The following is a 17,745-nucleotide window of genomic DNA, read 5'->3' on the forward strand; positions in this document are numbered from 1 at the left end:
GAATAAAAAAGCCGCTGAGAGATCAGCGGCTTTTTAGTTGCCGGGTGGCGCTCACGCTTACCCGGCCTACGGATTGACCGTATTACTCTTCTTTCGCACCGCGCATAGCACGTTTACGATCGTTCTCGGTCAGGTGACGTTTACGGATACGAATTGACTGTGGAGTCACTTCTACCAGTTCGTCATCATCGATGAATTCCAGAGCCTGCTCCAGAGTCATCTTGATCGGTGGAACCAGAACCGTTGCTTCGTCAGTACCGGACGCACGCATGTTGGTCAGTTTCTTACCGGTCAGGCAGTTTACGGTCAGGTCGTTAGAACGACTGTGAATACCGATGATCTGGCCTTCGTAAACTTCAGCACCGTGACCCAGGAACAGCTTGCCGCGATCCTGCAGACCGAACAGCGCAAACGCAACCGCTTTACCCTGACCGTTGGAGATCAGCACGCCGTTGTTACGCTGGCCCACTTCGCCCGGACGCACGTCGTCGTAGTGGCTGAAGGTGGAGTACAGCAGACCGGTACCGGAGGTCATGGTCATGAACTCAGAACGGAAGCCGATCAGACCACGGCTTGGGATCACGTAGTCGAGACGTACGCGGCCTTTGCCATCTGGATTCATGTTTTTCAGGTCGCCTTTACGCTCACCCAGAGCCTGCATCACAGAACCCTGGTGCTGCTCTTCAACGTCCAGCGTTACGTTTTCGAACGGCTCTTGTTTACGGCCGTCGATCTCGCGGAAGATTACTTTCGGACGGGAAACCGCCATTTCGAAACCTTCACGACGCATGTTCTCAATCAGAACAGACAGGTGCAGCTCACCACGACCAGAAACGCGGAATGCATCGGCATCCTGGGTTTCTTCAACGCGCAGCGCAACGTTGTGCACCAGCTCTTTGTTCAGGCGGTCAAGGATCTGACGAGAGGTAACGAATTTACCTTCTTTACCACAGAACGGAGAGGTGTTGACGTTGAAGAACATGGATACGGTTGGTTCATCAACGGACAGGGCTGGCAGCGCTTCGACGTTCTGCGGATCGCAGATGGTGTCGGAGATGTTCAGTTCACCCAGACCGGTGATAGCGATGATGTCGCCCGCTTCCGCAACGTCACTCTCGATACGCTCAAGACCCAGGTGAGTCAGTACTTTACCGACTTTACCGTTACGGGTTTTGCCTTCGCTATCGATGATAGTAACCTGCTGGTTAGGCTTCACTTTACCGCGCTTGATACGACCAATGCCGATTACGCCAACGTAGTTGTTGTAGTCGAGCTGAGAGATCTGCATCTGCAGGGTGCCGTCGAGATCGACGTTTGGCGCAGGAACACGGTCAACAATCGCCTGATACAGCGGGGTCATGTCTTCAGCCATGTCTTCGTGGTCCAGACCTGCGATACCGTTCAGCGCAGATGCGTAAACGATAGGGAAGTCCAGCTGCTCGTCGGTCGCGTCGAGGTTAACGAACAGGTCGAAGACCTGGTCAACAACCCAGTCAGGACGCGCGCCAGGGCGGTCAACTTTGTTGATAACAACGATTGGCTTCAGACCATGGGCAAAAGCTTTTTTGGTCACGAAGCGCGTCTGTGGCATTGGGCCATCCATTGCGTCAACGACCAGCAGAACGGAGTCTACCATGGACATTACACGTTCAACTTCACCACCGAAGTCGGCGTGCCCTGGGGTATCAACGATGTTGATACGGTAGTCATTCCATTTAATCGCGGTGTTTTTCGCGAGGATGGTAATCCCACGCTCTTTCTCCAAATCGTTGGAGTCCATCACGCGTTCTTGGGTTTCGGCACGCGCATCAAACGTACCGGATTGCTGCAGCAGCTTGTCAACCAGGGTAGTTTTACCATGGTCTACGTGCGCGATGATGGCGATGTTACGCAAATTTTCGATCACAACTTTGCCTCAGGCATTTAGAAATAGCGCGTTATTGTACACGGATTAATCGCACTACAAAACAGGATCACAAACATCCCCCGCAAACAAGTATTGCAGAGATGCTTTGTGATCGCTTTCACGGAGCGGTAAAAGGGCACTTTAACGTAAATTGCACCAATATGGTGCTCAATGTTCACATTGAAGCACTATACTGGTGCAACAAATCCATTGTGGTGCAGCCCTTTTGCACTATGGTGCGCATGATAACGCCTTTTTGGGGTGATTTAAAAGTTGGCACAGATTTCGCTTTATAAAAAATACATGGCACCAGCCAGTACAAACAGAAATTGAAGACCTCGTTACCACGACGACAATGACCAATCTGGAGAGTTAAGTATGTCCGCTGAACACGTTTTGACGATGCTGAACGAACATGAAGTGAAGTTTGTTGATCTGCGCTTCACCGATACCAAAGGTAAAGAACAGCACGTCACAATCCCTGCTCATCAGGTGAACGCCGAATTCTTTGAAGAAGGCAAAATGTTTGACGGCTCCTCCATTGGTGGCTGGAAAGGCATTAACGAATCCGACATGGTTCTGATGCCAGACGCGACCACGGCGGTCATTGATCCGTTCTTCGAAGAACCAACCCTGATCATCCGTTGCGACATCCTCGAGCCAGGCACGCTGCAGGGCTACGACCGCGACCCACGTTCTATCGCGAAACGCGCTGAAGAGTACCTGCGTTCTACCGGCATCGCAGACACCGTTCTGTTCGGGCCAGAGCCAGAATTCTTCCTGTTCGATGACATCCGCTTCGGTGCCTCTATTTCTGGCTCCCACGTGGCTATCGACGACATCGAAGGTGCATGGAACTCCTCCACTAAATACGAAGGCGGTAACAAAGGTCACCGTCCTGGCGTGAAAGGCGGTTACTTCCCGGTTCCTCCGGTCGACTCTGCACAGGACATCCGTTCCACCATGTGTCTGGTGATGGAAGAGATGGGCCTGGTTGTTGAAGCTCACCACCACGAAGTGGCGACTGCTGGTCAGAACGAAGTGGCAACCCGCTTCAACACCATGACCAAAAAAGCGGACGAAATTCAGATCTACAAATACGTTGTGCACAACGTTGCGCACCGTTTCGGTAAAACCGCGACCTTCATGCCAAAACCAATGTTTGGCGATAACGGTTCCGGTATGCACTGCCACATGTCTCTGTCCAAGAACGGTACCAACCTGTTCTCTGGCGACAAATATGCCGGTCTGTCCGAGCAGGCGCTGTATTACATCGGTGGTGTTATCAAACACGCTAAAGCGATCAACGCCCTGGCGAACCCAACCACGAACTCCTACAAGCGTCTGGTCCCGGGCTACGAAGCGCCAGTGATGCTGGCCTACTCTGCACGTAACCGTTCTGCTTCTATCCGTATTCCGGTGGTGGCTTCTCCTAAAGCACGTCGTATCGAAGTTCGCTTCCCGGACCCAGCGGCTAACCCATACCTGTGCTTCGCAGCACTGCTGATGGCCGGTCTGGACGGTATCAAGAACAAGATCCACCCGGGCGAAGCGATGGACAAAAACCTGTACGACCTGCCGCCAGAAGAAGCGAAAGAGATCCCACAGGTTGCTGGCTCTCTGGAAGAAGCCCTGCAGGCGCTGGACGCAGACCGCGAGTTCCTGACTGCAGGTGGCGTATTCACTGACGACGCTATCGATGCTTACATCGCCCTGCGTATGGAAGAGAACGACCGCGTGCGTATGACGCCACACCCGGTTGAGTTCGAGCTGTACTACAGCGTTTAATAAAAGTTGTTTTACCCGGCGTGATAAGCGCCGGGGGTAGTTGCCGTGGAAACTTTTAGCCCATCTCCGGATGGGCTTTTTTCTCCACCAACAACCTGATCTCACGCGCTTTTTACGCCGAAAACGCTATACTGCACTAAATTAGTGCAAACGACTCCAGGAGACTGCTGAATGGCAACTGGCACGCTGCCCGATGCTGGGCAGATCCTCAATTCTTTGATTAACAGCATATTGCTGGTCGATGACGAGCTGGCCGTTCATTACGCCAACCCGGCGGCGCAGCAGCTGCTCGCCCAAAGCGCACGTAAACTGTTCGGCACCCCGCTTCCTGAACTCCTGAGCTATTTTTCGCTGAATATTGGCCTGATGCAGGAAAGTTTGCAGGCCGGCCAGGGGTTTACCGATAACGAAGTGACGCTGGTGATCGACGGGCGCTCGCATATTCTGTCGCTAACCGCGCAACGTCTTCCCGAAGGCCTGATCCTGCTGGAAATGGCGCCGATGGATAATCAGCGTCGACTGAGCCAGGAGCAGCTTCAGCACGCGCAGCAGATTGCCGCCCGTGACCTGGTGCGCGGTCTGGCGCATGAAATCAAAAACCCGCTGGGTGGATTACGCGGCGCGGCGCAGCTTCTGACCAAGGCGCTGCCCGATCCCGCGCTGGCGGAGTATACCAACGTCATCATTGAGCAGGCGGACCGTCTGCGGAATCTGGTAGACCGTCTTCTCGGTCCGCAGCAGCCGGGAATGCACGTCACGGAAAGCATCCATAAAGTCGCTGAGCGGGTGGTGAAGCTCGTTTCAATGGAGCTGCCGGAGAACGTCACGCTGGTACGTGATTACGACCCAAGCCTGCCGGAACTGGCCCATGACCCGGACCAGATTGAGCAGGTCCTGTTGAATATTGTGCGTAATGCCCTGCAGGCGCTGGGGCCTGAAGGCGGTGAGATTATTTTACGCACCCGCACCGCCTTCCAGCTCACGTTACACGGCGTGCGCTACCGGCTGACCGCCCGAATCGACGTTGAGGATAACGGGCCCGGCATTCCATCGCATTTGCAGGACACCCTGTTCTACCCGATGGTAAGCGGTCGCGAAGGCGGGACCGGCCTGGGCTTATCCATTGCCCGCAGTTTGATCGATCAACACTCCGGGAAAATTGAATTTACCAGTTGGCCGGGACATACCGAGTTTTCGGTTTTCCTGCCGATTAAAAAATAAAGGTGACGTTTATGCAACGAGGGATAGTCTGGGTAGTCGATGACGATAGCTCCATCCGTTGGGTGCTTGAACGCGCGCTCACTGGGGCAGGATTAAGCTGCACGACGTTTGAGAGCGGCAGCGAAGTGCTCGACGCACTCACCACCAAAACGCCAGATGTTCTGCTTTCGGATATTCGTATGCCGGGCATGGACGGGCTGGCGCTGTTAAAGCAGATCAAACAACGCCACCCTATGCTTCCGGTCATCATAATGACCGCGCACTCCGATCTGGATGCCGCAGTGAGCGCCTATCAGCAAGGGGCGTTCGATTACCTGCCCAAACCCTTTGATATCGACGAAGCGGTGGCGCTGGTTGAGCGCGCGATTAGCCATTATCAGGAGCAGCAACAGCCGCGCCACGCACCCGATTTTGGGCCAACGACAGACATCATCGGCGAAGCGCCGGCGATGCAGGACGTGTTTCGCATTATCGGTCGTTTGTCCCGCTCGTCCATCAGCGTATTGATTAACGGTGAATCGGGAACCGGTAAAGAGCTTGTGGCGCATGCATTGCACCGCCACAGCCCGCGGGCAAAAGCACCGTTCATCGCCCTGAATATGGCGGCGATCCCGAAGGATTTGATTGAGTCCGAACTGTTCGGCCATGAAAAAGGGGCATTTACCGGCGCCAATACCATTCGCCAGGGCCGGTTTGAACAGGCTGACGGCGGTACGCTGTTCCTGGATGAAATTGGCGATATGCCGCTGGATGTCCAGACCCGCCTGCTGCGCGTGCTGGCCGACGGGCAGTTTTATCGCGTGGGAGGCTATGCGCCGGTAAAGGTGGACGTGCGCATTATCGCCGCGACCCACCAGAATCTGGAGCAACGCGTTCAGGAAGGAAAATTCCGTGAGGATTTATTCCACCGTCTGAACGTCATCCGCGTTCATCTGCCGCCGCTGCGTGAGCGTCGGGAAGATATTCCCCGCCTGGCGCGTCATTTCCTGCAGGTAGCCGCCCGCGAGCTGGGCGTGGAAGCCAAGCAGCTTCACCCGGAAACCGATGCCGCTCTGACGCGTCTGGCGTGGCCGGGCAACGTGCGTCAGCTGGAAAACACCTGCCGCTGGTTAACCGTGATGGCCGCCGGGCAGGAAGTGCTGATTCAGGATTTACCGGCCGAGCTGTTTGAAGCGACCGCGCCTGAAAGCAGTACCGGGCACGCGCTGCCGGACAGCTGGGCGACGCTTCTGGCGCAGTGGGCCGACCGCGCGCTGCGTTCCGGTCATCAAAACCTGCTGTCTGAAGCTCAGCCGGAGATGGAGCGTACCCTGTTAACTACCGCGCTTCGTCATACGCAGGGTCATAAGCAGGAAGCCGCTCGCCTGCTGGGATGGGGACGTAATACCCTGACGCGCAAGCTTAAAGAGCTGGGAATGGAGTGATCGCACGCCGCTGTGTAAAGGTTATTAATTGAGCGCAAATTGCCGTTATTTTGCGCTTTACTGTTCCGATGAGTTTTGTATGATCGTGCCCGGAAATTGGGGGTGAACATCATGCTGGAAACAATCGTGAATATGCTCTCTAGCGGAGCCGCTGAAAGCCACACGCCACAGACAGCCGTTGCGGCTATGTTGTGTGCGGCGCTGGTTGGGCTGTTTAGCTAGCGGAGTTGAACGTAAAAGCCGGGTGGCGGCTTCGCCTTACCCGGCCTACGTTTCGTGCATTTTGCAATGCGCCTTAAATCACCCGCGAGAACTGCTGCAGTCGCGCTTTCTGACGTAGATACGCGTCAAAGCACATGCAGATATTACGGATCAACAGACGCCCTTTCGGCGTGACCTCAATCGCGCTCTCCGACACATCCACCAGCCCGTCTTTCGCCAGCGGTGCAATCAGCTTCAGGTCTTCCGCAAAATAATCGCTGAAGTGAAGATCCCACTGCGACTCAACGTCGCTGAAATCGAGACGGAAGTTGCAGATTAGCGCCTTAATCACATCGCGTCGGATGCAGTCGTCGCGCGTTAACGCAATGCCGCGCCACAGCGCGTTGCCCGTTTCATCAACCTGCTGGTAGTAAAGCTTCAGCTCTTTCTGGTTCTGCGCGTAACAGTCGCCAATCATGCTGATAGCGGAGACGCCCATCCCCAGCAAATCGGTATCGCCCTGGGTTGTGTAGCCCTGGAAGTTACGGTGCAGAACGCCTTCACGCTGCGCAATCGCCAGCTCGTCATCCGGACGGGCAAAGTGATCCATCCCGATAAACTGATAGCCGGTTTCGGTCAGCGAGGTGATGGTTTCCTGCAGGATATCCAGCTTATGCTGGGCAGAAGGAAGATCGGCATCTTTGATTTTGCGCTGAGCGGCAAAGAGCGTCGGCAGATGCGCATAGTTAAAGACGCTCAGGCGGTCCGGGTTGAGTTCGGCCACGCGCTTCAGGGTGAAGGCGAAGCTTTCCGGCGTTTGCTTTGGCAGGCCGTAAATCAGGTCAATATTGGTCGAGGTGAAACCAATCTCGCGCGCGTGATTGAGTAAGGCAAAGATAAATTCTTCGTCCTGCTCGCGGTTCACCAGACGCTGAACCTCTTTATTGAAATCCTGCACGCCCATACTCAGACGATTGAAGCCTTCGGCGCGTAAGTGGTCCAGTACATCCAGCTCAATTTCACGCGGATCGACTTCGATCGAGATTTCAGCGTCGGCGTTAAAACTGAAATTGCCGCGCAGCAGGGTCATCAGGCGGCTGATTTGCGCTTTGTTCAGATAGGTTGGCGTGCCGCCGCCCCAGTGCAGCTGGCTGACGTGACGACCGGCAAACAGCGGCGCGCGATGCACAGTTTCTTGTTCGAGCGCGTCAAGATATTGGTCGGCTTTGTGCTGCTGACGGGTAACGATTTTATTGCAGCCGCAGAAGTAACACAGCTTGTGGCAGAACGGAATATGGACGTAGAGCGACAGCGGACGCTCAGGATAGCGCGCGACAGCCTGCTGGAAATCAGCCTCGCCGAAGGCATCGGAGAACTCCAGCGCGGTGGGGTATGACGTATAACGCGGCCCGGAATAGTTATATTTCTGGATTAGGGCCAAATCCCAGTCGATAGTTGGTGCTGACATGCTCACTCCTTCCGTTGGTGTCGCGTTCGTATACGGCGGCCCGTTCTGGCCCCATCGCGGGCCATCATTCGGGTGCGCAGCCACTTCTGTCGCCGCGACAACCGCCGTAGTTTAACGAATAACCACACCAGATAACATATAACCGGAAGGGTTATAAGCAGGACTATCGTGCCTGCCGGGTGCAAATGTTAGTTTCCACCCTTCAGAAGACGCATCATATCTTCCTGCTTCTCGTCTTCTTCTTCATCTTCGTCATCGTCGTATGACAGGCCCAGCTTCTGCATCAGTTCATCGATACGATCCAGTTTGGCATCCACCCATGACTGCTCTTCAGCGGTCAGGGTTTCACCCTCTTCAAGACGTTCCAGCAGCGCGTCCAGGCGCTCATCGTTCTCCAGCAAATCCAGCTCAGCCTGCGGTGAAAGCATAGGTTTCTCGCTCTTTGGTTTGTGCTGCTTAGTGACCGGGGTGTCTGTCACGCCCAGTGGAATGGGAGTTTTACTGCCGATACGAGGGTCTTTCTGCTGTTTGCCTTTTGCAGAAGCACCCGCTGCACCACCACCGTTGGCACGGCTACCCGCAGCGTGACCGCGATGTTTTTTGTCGCGTTTGCGATCGCGCGCTTCCTGGTTCAGTTCTTCGCGCGTTTTGCGGCGTGCTTTTGCAGGGCGTTTCGCGCCCGCAGCGGAGGTTGGTTTTTTCATGATGTTTTATCTTTAAGTCGTTTTCTTCAGTATAGAATTGCGGCGAAATCTAGCAGAAAGCAAGCAAAGAAAAAAGGCGACAGAGCAATCTGTCGCCTTTTTTCCTGACTCACAACCCTTAGCGGGTCAGACATTCCGTGTTTGCCAACAACAAACCCTGTTTATCCCTTGGCTAATACCGTCCGTGATACGGTTCCATTTCCTTTTAAAACGCCTCCAGGCGCTGGTCATCCTGACAATCCTGCGTCTTCGCCTCCTGGCGCTCCTGACCCTAATCCTTAAGTCGATTTCCTGTTGGCTTCCTCGCCCTGACGCACACTTTACCTTGTTCCGTTAAACTAACAAGCAACGAAACGGTACAAAAAGGATTTTTCAGACAATCACCCGGAAATAAGCTTATGATTTAAAACAGTTTGGATTTTTTGACGCCTGCGAATTCTCTGAAATCTCCCATAGCATCACTGGCCGATCTCTCACACAGGTTGGGGCATTCGCCTACAGCTCATAGCAATCAGAAAAGCCTTTTGGCTGCATTCGGGTATAATCCCCTTCAGATTACGATTTTGGAGACGACCACGTGACTACCTGGAACTACCAACAGACGCATTTTGTCACCAGTGCGCCCGATATTCGCCACCTTCCTTCTGATACCGGTATTGAAGTGGCATTTGCTGGCCGCTCCAATGCGGGGAAATCCAGCGCCCTGAATACGCTGACCAATCAGAAGAGCCTGGCGCGTACCTCAAAAACACCTGGCCGTACCCAGCTGATCAACCTGTTTGAAGTCGCAGAGGGCAAACGCCTGGTCGACTTACCGGGCTACGGTTACGCGCAGGTACCGGAAGAGATGAAAATCAAGTGGCAGCGTGCGCTGGGTGAATACCTGGAAAAACGCCTGTGCCTGAAAGGTCTGGTGGTGCTGATGGATATTCGCCATCCCCTGAAAGATCTGGATCAGCAGATGATCGACTGGGCTGTAGCAAGCGATATCGCCGTGCTGGTGCTGCTGACGAAAGCCGATAAGCTGGCGAGCGGCGCGCGTAAAGCGCAGGTGAATATGGTTCGCGAAGCGGTGCTGGCGTTCAACGGTGATGTGCAGGTTGAGCCGTTCTCCTCGCTGAAAAAGCTGGGCGTGGACAAGCTGCGTCAGAAGCTCGATACCTGGTTTAGCGAGCTGGAACCCGCGACGGAAGCGGAAGAAGAGTAATACCGAGCGCGGCGATAGCCGCGTTTTTTTTGCCTGAATTTTTCTTTGACGCAATAAAAAACGCCCCAGTCATTACTGACTGGGGCGGCTAAAATATTCAGCCAAATCCGATTACGTGAAGTAAAAGGTCTGAAAGATAGAACATCTTACCTCTGTACCCTACGCCGACAACTCTACCCCTTTTTGTGCTGCAGAAAAAGCACTTTTTGTAGTTTTTTTTCATTCTTTACATAGGGAATTCTAATGATTGTCACAAAACGCGCGTTGTTATGTTGCAAACTTACATAAAAAGCGCGTTATGCGAAGAACCCTTAGTGAGCCTGATCCCAGTTTTCGCCACTTCCCACTTCCACCAGCAACGGCACGTCAAGCGTCATGCTGCTTTCCATCAGTTCGTGGATCTTCTTCGACACGGCGTCGAGGTCGTCTTTGTGCACTTCAAATACCAGTTCATCGTGTACCTGCATGATCATTTTCACGCGAGGCTTCTCTTCTTCCAGCCAGGCATCAACGGCGATCATTGCACGCTTAATAATGTCCGCCGCGGTACCCTGCATCGGGGCGTTGATCGCCGCACGCTCTGCACCAGCGCGACGCGCCGCGTTGCTGGATTTGATGTCCGGTAGGTAGAGACGGCGGCCATCCAGGGTTTCGACGTAACCTTTTTCCTTCGCCTGCGCGCGGGTGCGTTCCATATATTCCAGCACGCCCGGATAACGCTCGAAGTAGAGATCCATATACTTCTGCGACTCTTTGCGCGGAATGTTGAGCTGGCGCGAAAGACCAAATGCGCTCATGCCGTAAATCAGACCGAAGTTGATCGCCTTAGCACTGCGGCGCTGCTCGTTGGTCACGCTGTCCAGCGGCAAGCCGAAGACTTCCGCCGCGGTTGCCCGGTGGATATCCTTCCCTTCGGCAAACGCGGTCAGCAGGCCTTTGTCGCGGGACAGATGCGCCATAATGCGCAGCTCAATTTGCGAGTAGTCAGCAGAGACAATCAGATAATCCTCTGGTGCGATGAAAGCCTGGCGAATACGGCGGCCTTCTTCGTTACGTACCGGGATGTTCTGCAGGTTGGGATCGGTTGATGAGAGACGACCGGTCGCCGCGACAGCCTGATGGTACGACGTGTGCACGCGACCCGTTTTCGGGTTGATCATCAGCGGAAGCTTGTCGGTGTAGGTAGACTTCAGCTTCGCGAGACCACGGTACTGCAGAATCACTTTTGGCAGCGGATAATCCAGCGCCAGCTCTTCCAGCACCTCTTCAGAGGTTGACGGCGCGCCGCCAGGAGTTTTCTTCAGCGGCTTGATGCCCTGCTTTTCAAACAGAATGGTTTGCAGCTGCTTCGGCGAAGAGAGGTTAAACGGCTCGCCTGCAAGCTCATGCGCTTTTTGCTCGAGCTCGGTCAGACGCTGCGCCAGCTCCCCGGAGTGGTTATGCAGCACCGTTGGGTCAATCTTCACGCCGTTGCGTTCAATGCGTGACAGCACGGGCACCAGCGGCATCTCGATATGCTGGAACACGTTCAGCGGACCTTCATGCTTCTGCAGTTTTGGCCACATCTTCAGGTGCAGCTGTAGCGTGACATCTGCGTCTTCCGCCGCGTAGCGCCCCGCTTCTTCCAGAGCGATCTGGTTAAAGGTGAGCTGATTTTTCCCTTTACCGGCAATCTCTTCAAAGGTGATCGTTTTGTGCTTGAGCCAGCGGTCAGATAAGGAATCCATATCATGGCGGCCCGCGACGCTGTCCAGAATGTAGGATTCAAGCATGGTGTCGAAGGCAATCCCGCGCAGTTCAATGCCGTAATTTTGCAGAATGCCGCGATCGTACTTGAGATTTTGCCCGACCTTGAGCGCCTTTTCGTCTTCCAGGATCGGCTTCAGCAGCTCAAGCACGCGTTCACGGGAGATCTGCTCCGGCGCATCCAGGTAATCGTGCGCCACAGGGACGTAGGCGGCAATACCCGGCTCTGTCGCAAATGACAGGCCAACCATATTGGCAGAGATGTTATCGAGGCTGTCGGTTTCGGTATCAAAGGCGAAGACGGGCGCCTTTTTCAGCTTCTCGATCCAGGCGATCAGCCGTGACTCTTCAAGAATGGTTTCGTAGTTGTCGAAGGAAAGCGCCACGGCTTCTTCTTCCGCCTGCTCTTCTGCGTCAACGACGATTGTCTCCTTCGGCTTTGCAGCAGGTTTGGCCCCTTTCGCCTGCAGCCATTTACCGGCTTCCACGTCAGCGGTCCAGCGCTTGAATTCGTATTTCTTAAACAGGCTCAGCAGACCGTCAGCGGAAGGCTGTTGCACTTCAAGCTGCTCACAGCCCAGCTCCAGTTCGACATCGGTTTTGATTGTGGCCAGCTTATAGGAGAGATAAGCCACCTCTTTGTTCTCTTCCAGTTTTCCGGCCATGGTTTTTGCGCCACGGAAGGAGAGCCCGGCGATTTTATCCGATTCCGCGTAGAGCGTGTCCAGACCACCCAGCCCCTGGAGCAGCGCCTGCGCGGTTTTTTCACCGACACCAGGGACACCCGGGATGTTATCCGAGGAGTCGCCCATCAACGCGAGGAAGTCGATAATCAACTCAGGCGGCACGCCGTACTTTGTGACCACTTCTTCTGGCCCCAGAATGGTGTTGGTCATGGTGTTAATCAGGGTGATGCCTGGCGTCACCAGCTGCGCCATATCTTTATCACCGGTGCTGATCAGCACAGGACGCCCCATCTTTTCTGCTTCACGCGCCAGCGTACCGATGACGTCATCGGCTTCAACGCCAGAGACGGCCAGCAGCGGCAGCCCCATCGCTTTTACCATGGTGTGCAGCGGCTCAATCTGCGCGCGCAGATCGTCAGGCATTGGCGGACGGTGAGATTTGTAATGCTCAAACAGCTCGTCGCGGAAAGTTTTACCTTTCGCATCAAAGACCACAGCCGCATGGGTTGGCTGATACTGAAGGATCAGGCTGCGCAGCATGTTCAGCACGCCGTACATTGCGCCGGTGGGTTCCCCTGCGCTATTGGTCAGAGGAGGAAACGCATGATATGCCCGATACAGGTAAGAAGAGCCATCGACGAGAATAAGAGGGTTTTCTGGGATCTGAACCATAATGTCCGTGCCTTTAATCAATTTATGGGTAAAGGATGCCACAGAAGGATGAAAACATCAGGTATTAGCGCCAGATACAGGAAAAGATTTTGCGATCGTGAGGATCGCTCGCAAAAATCAAACTGTGGATAAGTTTGTGTATATTTTCACTTCATATGAATAACAGACGTAAAAAATACATATGCGTTAATTTTTAGATCTTAATTATCATGCTGTTATAGCATTAGATCTTATCTATATGGTCAACTGATGGCAATTTAGTCTATGTGGATATAAGCCTTGTTAAGCGCACAATCACAGAGAAATCGTCTGCGACAGGGTAAAAGCGGCCAAATCATCACGTCAAAGCGCCATTAATTTGTCTGTTTTCTGGTAAAATCAGCGCCCGGCGTTGCATAGCCGACCGCTCACTTACAGCTAACTACCTGAAAAAGCTCATCATGCCGAGATTGCTCGCTGCAATAACATTACTGTTAAGCATCATTTTAACTATCCTGGTGACTGTCGCCTGCTCTGTGCCGATCATTATCGCCGGGATCGTTAAACTGCTGCTGCCTGTTCCCATGGTGTGGCGAGCCGTGTCCGCATTTTGTAACTTCATGATGTACTGCTGGTGCGAAGGACTGGCGATCCTGCTGTGCCTGAACCCGTATCTGAAGTGGGATATCAAAGGGCTGGAGAGTCTTAACAAGAAGAACTGGTATCTGCTGATCTGCAATCACCACAGCTGGGCGGACATCGTGGTGTTATGCGTACTTTTTCGCAAACACATCCCGATGAACAAATACTTTCTGAAACAGCAGCTCGCCTGGGTGCCTTTTATCGGGCTGGCCTGCTGGGCGCTTGATATGCCGTTTATGAAACGCTATTCGCGCAGCTATTTGATTCGTCATCCCGAGCGTCGCGGCAAAGATGTGGAGACCACGCGCCGTTCCTGCGAAAAGTTTCGTGCGCATCCAACGACCATCGTTAACTTTGTTGAAGGCTCCCGGTTTACGGAAGAGAAGCATCAACAAACTCGCTCCCCTTACCAGCATCTGCTGCCGCCAAAGGCTGCGGGTATTGCGATGGCGCTTAACGTGCTGGGATCACAGTTCGATAAACTCCTGAACGTCACGCTCTGCTATCCGGAAAACGATAAGACGCCGTTCTTCGATATGCTCAGCGGCAAACTGACGCGCATTGTTGTGCGTGTCGATCTGGTCCCGATAGATGCCGGGCTGCACGGTGATTACGTTAACGATAAGAATTTCAAGCGTCGTTTCCAGCAGTGGCTTAATACGCTCTGGAAAGAGAAAGACGAACAGATAAACAATATTAAATCTTCATACAAAAACGCCGGTCAGTGACCGGCGTTTTTACATCAGCGAAATTACTTCTTCTCAACCAGGTATTTCACGGTATCAGCATACTGCTGTACGAAGATATCCATGCTGCTGGTGTCCATGCCCTGCATGTTCAGCTGGTATTTGCCGTTAACAAACATCGCCGGAACGCCCTGAAGCTGGAGGTCAGCAGCCGCTTTTTCCTGCTGAGCAACCAGAGATTTCACCACAAAGCTGTTCCATGCTGCGTCATACTCTTCCCCTTTCACGCCGGCATCAACGAACACTTTACGGATATCCGCAGTGGTCTGAACGGTCTGGGTTTTCTGTACGGCTTCAAACATTGGCGCAGTGATCTTATCTTCCACGCCCAGTGCCATCGCAACCGCCCACGCCTGGGTCAGGTCTTTACCCAATGGGCCCAGGAACTCGACGTGGTACTTGGTCATTTTGGTGCCTTCTGGCAGCTTTTTCTTCACGTTGTCAGAAACATGCAGAACCTGCTCGAACTGATAGCAGTGTGGGCAATAGAACGAGAAGAACTCCAGAACCTGTGGCTCGCCAGCAACCGGTTTGTCCAGCGTGATGAACTGTTTGCCGTCGGTAAACTGCGCAGCAGAAGCGCTAAATGCCAGAATCATACCTGCCAGCGCCAGCCAAATTTTTTTCATGATTAACTCTCTCCTGGGTGTGTCCAATTAATACATCGGCGTTAATTGCAGAGGGGGTTCCTGAAGAACCTTGACCTGCTCAGTAAATGTAGATATCTGGCTACGCCAGTAATCCTCTCCGGTAAGCCACGGGAAATTCCGGGGAAATGCGGGATCGTCCCAACGCCTGATTAACCATGCGAGATAATAAACAAAACGCATCGCACGTAAAGGCTCAATCAGGGCAATTTCGTCTGAATTAAACGGGCTAAATTCTTCATAAGCTTCAATAATGGTTTCAAGCTGCATGCGTTGCTCGGCTTTGTCGCCATTGAGCAGCATCCATAGGTCCTGAACCGCTGGCCCCATACGAGCATCATCGAGATCGACAAACAGCGGACCATCACGCCAGAGGATATTTCCGGCATGACAATCGCCATGCAGGCGCAGGACAGAAATATCGTCGCGCCAGCAGGTTTTAACAGCAGCAATGAGCTTATCGGTGGCGTTGAGGAAATCATCCTTTAACGCAGTGGGGATCATGGCAGACGTTTCGAATATTCCGCGCGGCTCAAGAAGGTATTCCTGAATCCCGATAGTCGGGCGGGCAATAAAGGCTTTTTTGCGTCCCGTCTGGTGTATGCGCCCAAGATAGCGGGCAACCCACTCCATCTGATCGATATTATCCGCTTCAAACTGGCGGCCACCCAGGCTCGGGAATACAGCGTAGTAAAACCCTTCGTGCGTGAGGAGCGTTTGGTTATTGAATTTTAGCGGTGCGGCAACGGGAACATCGTCATCCAGCAGATCGTGAGCAAACTGATGCTCTTCCTGAATTTGTTCTGCGGACCAGCGTTCAGGACGATAGAATTTTACGACGAAGCGCTGACGATCCTCATCCTGAAACTGATAGACGCGGTTTTCGTAGCTGTTTAACGGTGTTAGCCCGGAATCCACCCGAATACCCTGTTCAAACAGGGCATCCATAATGGTGTCCGGGTGTAATGTCTGGAAAGTAAAAGCCTGGTCGTTCATCCGATCATCCGGAAATTATACGAATGATTCAGGATATCATCTTGTGGCGATTTCGGTGCCGCCGCTTACAAGCTTTTACTCTTTAATTACGCCTCGGGCGCGCAGTAATGCGGTCTTAAAATCTTCCTCATAATCTTTCTGAATACCAGGAATAACAGCATCTTTGGCAGAGTCACGCATTTTAAGGTGATAGATCAGGATGTCGTCAGAAAGGTCTGCCAGATCGCCGTCAAAACCTGACTCTTTCGCCAGTTTCTGTAAAAATTGCATCAGATTTAGCTCTGGCTCTTTTTGCCAGGCGGGCTGGAGGAGTTCAATAACTTCATTCAGACGTTTACATTTCATGGTGGTGCTCCTTTCATTTAGAGTGACACGTTAGCAGGGTCAATCCCACAATAAAAGAGGCGATATTCGTGAATCTTAGCCAGGAAATCATTGGGGTCGTTCTGGCAGGTGGCAGAGCGACGCGAATGGGGGGAAAAGATAAGGGGCTTCAACGCCTGAACGGCAAACCCTTATGGCAATGTGTCGCTGATACGCTCGCAGGCCAGGTGTCGACAATGGTCATCAGTGCTAACCGGCATATCGACACTTACCAGCTCAGCGGGTATGCCGTTTACCAGGATATCCTTGAGGATTACCCGGGACCGCTGGCCGGGATGCTTTCGGTCATGCAACAGTCTCGCGGAGAGTGGTTCATCTTCTGTCCCTGCGATACCCCGTTTATTCCGTCCTGTCTTGTCGAACGTTTGTTGCTGCTTCGGGGTACGGCTCCCGTGGTTTGGGTAAATGACGGCGAGCGTGATCATCCTGCTATCGCATTGATGCACCGATCCCTGGCGCCAGCCCTGCAGTCCTATCTGGCTGCGGGAGAGCGCAGGGTGATGGCTTTTATGCGCGAGTCTGGTGGTCATCCCGTTGATTTTAGCGATTTAAAATCAGCTTTTGTGAATGTGAATACGCCTGACGATTTGCAGATGATGCAGGAGAAAAGATGATATCTGTTGTCGCCATTTCTGCCTGGAGTGGGACCGGAAAAACCACTCTGCTGAAAAAGCTCATTCCTGCGCTTTGTGCAAAAGGTATCCGTCCAGGATTGATTAAGCACACCCATCATAATATGGATGTCGATAGACCGGGAAAAGATAGCTATGCATTGCGTAAAGCGGGTGCAGCGCAAACGATGGTGGCAAGTACTCAACGCTGGGCGCTGATGACAGAAACGCCGGATGAGGCACCGCTGGATCTCGCTTATCTGGTCAGCCGGATGGATCACGCCACGCTGGATCTGGTGCTGGTCGAGGGATTTAAGCATGAGGCCGTGCCTAAGATCCTGCTGTTCAGAAGCGATGCCGGGCATGATTTCAGCGAATTAACGCTGGATGAGCATGTGATTGCGGTGGCCAGTGATGTTGTATTGCCGCTTGAAGTTCCGATGCTGGATTTAAATGATGTGGAAGGGATTGCGGAGTTTATTGTGGAGTGGAGTGCGATCTGACTTGCCGGGTGGCAGCTTTGCCTTATCCGGCCTACAAATTTCTGAATGCTTAAACGCAAAAAGGCCATCCTTGCAGATGGCCTCTCTACTTATTTGATGCCTGGCAGTTCCCTACTCTCACATGGGGAGACCCCACACTACCATCGGCGCTACGGCGTTTCACTTCTGAGTTCGGCATGGGGTCAGGTGGGACCACCGCGCTAAAGCCGCCAGG

The 17,745-nt window shown here is 53.3% G+C and carries 15 protein-coding genes and 1 rRNA gene; 8 read left to right on the forward strand and 8 right to left on the reverse strand.

All coding sequences use genetic code 11. From position 1 onward, the window contains the following. Nucleotides 1–82: 82 nt before the first annotated feature. Nucleotides 83–1,906 carry a ribosome-dependent GTPase TypA gene (gene typA / locus ACERY3_RS23350; RefSeq protein ID WP_023333895.1) on the reverse strand — a complete coding sequence of 608 codons (1,824 nt, stop codon included), beginning with the start codon at nucleotides 1,904–1,906 and terminating at the stop codon, nucleotides 83–85. Nucleotides 1,907–2,284: 378 nt separating this feature from the next. Here typA and glnA point away from each other — a divergent pair, with 378 nt between their 5' ends. The 4 genes from glnA (at nucleotide 2,285) to ACERY3_RS23370 (ending at nucleotide 6,561) form a co-directional block, all read left to right on the forward strand. After that, the gene (glnA, locus tag ACERY3_RS23355; RefSeq protein ID WP_023309763.1) at nucleotides 2,285–3,694 is read left to right on the forward strand and encodes a glutamate--ammonia ligase; all 1,410 of its coding nucleotides are present in this window, start codon (nucleotides 2,285–2,287) and stop codon (nucleotides 3,692–3,694) included. 171 nt (nucleotides 3,695–3,865) lie between these two features. Next, nucleotides 3,866–4,915, forward strand: coding sequence for a nitrogen regulation protein NR(II) (gene glnL, locus ACERY3_RS23360; protein WP_373226582.1), 1,050 nt, complete (start codon nucleotides 3,866–3,868; stop codon nucleotides 4,913–4,915). 11 nt (nucleotides 4,916–4,926) lie between these two features. Then, on the forward strand, nucleotides 4,927–6,339 hold the full coding sequence (gene glnG, locus ACERY3_RS23365) for a nitrogen regulation protein NR(I) (protein ID WP_023309765.1): 1,413 nt from the start codon (nucleotides 4,927–4,929) through the stop codon (nucleotides 6,337–6,339). A 111-nt stretch (nucleotides 6,340–6,450) separates the two neighbouring features. Then, on the forward strand, nucleotides 6,451–6,561 hold the full coding sequence (locus ACERY3_RS23370; protein ID WP_023333898.1) for a YshB family small membrane protein: 111 nt from the start codon (nucleotides 6,451–6,453) through the stop codon (nucleotides 6,559–6,561). A 73-nt stretch (nucleotides 6,562–6,634) separates the two neighbouring features. Here the strand turns inward: ACERY3_RS23370 and hemN are convergent, their stop codons facing one another. Continuing rightward, nucleotides 6,635–8,008: an oxygen-independent coproporphyrinogen III oxidase gene (gene hemN, locus ACERY3_RS23375; RefSeq protein ID WP_058841941.1), complete on the reverse strand. Its 1,374-nt coding sequence runs from the start codon at nucleotides 8,006–8,008 to the stop codon at nucleotides 6,635–6,637. A gap of 188 nt (nucleotides 8,009–8,196) precedes the next feature. Next, nucleotides 8,197–8,712 carry a Der GTPase-activating protein YihI gene (gene yihI, locus ACERY3_RS23380; RefSeq protein ID WP_032644299.1) on the reverse strand — a complete coding sequence of 172 codons (516 nt, stop codon included), beginning with the start codon at nucleotides 8,710–8,712 and terminating at the stop codon, nucleotides 8,197–8,199. 577 nt (nucleotides 8,713–9,289) lie between these two features. Between yihI and yihA the strand changes: the two genes are divergently transcribed. Beyond that, nucleotides 9,290–9,919, forward strand: coding sequence for a ribosome biogenesis GTP-binding protein YihA/YsxC (gene yihA, locus ACERY3_RS23385; protein WP_029741470.1), 630 nt, complete (start codon nucleotides 9,290–9,292; stop codon nucleotides 9,917–9,919). A 311-nt stretch (nucleotides 9,920–10,230) separates the two neighbouring features. Here the strand turns inward: yihA and polA are convergent, their stop codons facing one another. Continuing rightward, the gene (gene polA, locus ACERY3_RS23390; RefSeq protein ID WP_214586770.1) at nucleotides 10,231–13,023 is read right to left on the reverse strand and encodes a DNA polymerase I; all 2,793 of its coding nucleotides are present in this window, start codon (nucleotides 13,021–13,023) and stop codon (nucleotides 10,231–10,233) included. 440 nt (nucleotides 13,024–13,463) lie between these two features. Here polA and ACERY3_RS23395 point away from each other — a divergent pair, with 440 nt between their 5' ends. After that, complete coding sequence (locus tag ACERY3_RS23395) at nucleotides 13,464–14,372, forward strand: acyltransferase (RefSeq protein WP_373226584.1); 909 nt, start codon at nucleotides 13,464–13,466, stop codon at nucleotides 14,370–14,372. A 23-nt stretch (nucleotides 14,373–14,395) separates the two neighbouring features. Here ACERY3_RS23395 and dsbA read toward each other — a convergent pair whose 3' ends face one another. The 3 genes from dsbA to ACERY3_RS23410 all read right to left on the reverse strand — a co-directional run bounded on the left by dsbA (nucleotide 14,396) and on the right by ACERY3_RS23410 (nucleotide 16,378). Beyond that, entirely contained in the window at nucleotides 14,396–15,019 is a 624-nt protein-coding gene (gene dsbA, locus ACERY3_RS23400; protein WP_033146975.1) for a thiol:disulfide interchange protein DsbA, read from the reverse strand. A gap of 27 nt (nucleotides 15,020–15,046) precedes the next feature. Then, nucleotides 15,047–16,033 (reverse strand): serine/threonine protein kinase, encoded by a 987-nt coding sequence (locus ACERY3_RS23405; RefSeq protein ID WP_039264179.1) that lies wholly within the window; start codon nucleotides 16,031–16,033, stop codon nucleotides 15,047–15,049. Between the two features lie 75 nt (nucleotides 16,034–16,108). After that, a complete protein-coding gene (locus ACERY3_RS23410) occupies nucleotides 16,109–16,378 on the reverse strand; it encodes a YihD family protein (RefSeq protein ID WP_008501866.1) in 270 nt (89 codons plus the stop codon). Between the two features lie 68 nt (nucleotides 16,379–16,446). Between ACERY3_RS23410 and mobA the strand changes: the two genes are divergently transcribed. Together mobA and mobB are read left to right on the forward strand one after the other, a co-directional pair. After that, the gene (mobA, locus tag ACERY3_RS23415) at nucleotides 16,447–17,031 is read left to right on the forward strand and encodes a molybdenum cofactor guanylyltransferase MobA (RefSeq protein WP_211138145.1); all 585 of its coding nucleotides are present in this window, start codon (nucleotides 16,447–16,449) and stop codon (nucleotides 17,029–17,031) included. Further along, on the forward strand, nucleotides 17,028–17,531 hold the full coding sequence (gene mobB / locus ACERY3_RS23420; protein ID WP_373226585.1) for a molybdopterin-guanine dinucleotide biosynthesis protein MobB: 504 nt from the start codon (nucleotides 17,028–17,030) through the stop codon (nucleotides 17,529–17,531). The genes mobA and mobB overlap by 4 nt, the downstream gene beginning before the upstream one ends. 98 nt (nucleotides 17,532–17,629) lie before the next feature. Here the strand turns inward: mobB and rrf are convergent. Continuing rightward, nucleotides 17,630–17,745, reverse strand: a 5S ribosomal RNA gene (gene rrf, locus ACERY3_RS23425).

The sequence above is a fragment of the Enterobacter cloacae complex sp. ESBL7 genome (assembly GCF_041679625.1).
Taxonomy (GTDB): domain Bacteria; phylum Pseudomonadota; class Gammaproteobacteria; order Enterobacterales; family Enterobacteriaceae; genus Enterobacter; species Enterobacter asburiae_B.

Bases quoted from the DNA above. Each gene is read 5' to 3' on its own strand.
- mobB (WP_373226585.1), top strand. From the start codon at position 17,028: ATGATATCTGTTGTCGCCATTTCTGCCTGGAGTGGGACCGGAAAAACC.
- glnA (WP_023309763.1), top strand. From the start codon at position 2,285: ATGTCCGCTGAACACGTTTTGACGATGCTGAACGAACATGAAGTGAAG.
- hemN (WP_058841941.1), bottom strand. From the start codon at position 8,008: ATGTCAGCACCAACTATCGACTGGGATTTGGCCCTAATCCAGAAATAT.
- ACERY3_RS23405 (WP_039264179.1), bottom strand. From the start codon at position 16,033: ATGAACGACCAGGCTTTTACTTTCCAGACATTACACCCGGACACCATT.
- polA (WP_214586770.1), bottom strand. From the start codon at position 13,023: ATGGTTCAGATCCCAGAAAACCCTCTTATTCTCGTCGATGGCTCTTCT.
- ACERY3_RS23395 (WP_373226584.1), top strand. From the start codon at position 13,464: ATGCCGAGATTGCTCGCTGCAATAACATTACTGTTAAGCATCATTTTA.
- glnG (WP_023309765.1), top strand. From the start codon at position 4,927: ATGCAACGAGGGATAGTCTGGGTAGTCGATGACGATAGCTCCATCCGT.
- yihI (WP_032644299.1), bottom strand. From the start codon at position 8,712: ATGAAAAAACCAACCTCCGCTGCGGGCGCGAAACGCCCTGCAAAAGCA.
- glnL (WP_373226582.1), top strand. From the start codon at position 3,866: ATGGCAACTGGCACGCTGCCCGATGCTGGGCAGATCCTCAATTCTTTG.
- ACERY3_RS23370 (WP_023333898.1), top strand. From the start codon at position 6,451: ATGCTGGAAACAATCGTGAATATGCTCTCTAGCGGAGCCGCTGAAAGC.
- dsbA (WP_033146975.1), bottom strand. From the start codon at position 15,019: ATGAAAAAAATTTGGCTGGCGCTGGCAGGTATGATTCTGGCATTTAGC.
- ACERY3_RS23410 (WP_008501866.1), bottom strand. From the start codon at position 16,378: ATGAAATGTAAACGTCTGAATGAAGTTATTGAACTCCTCCAGCCCGCC.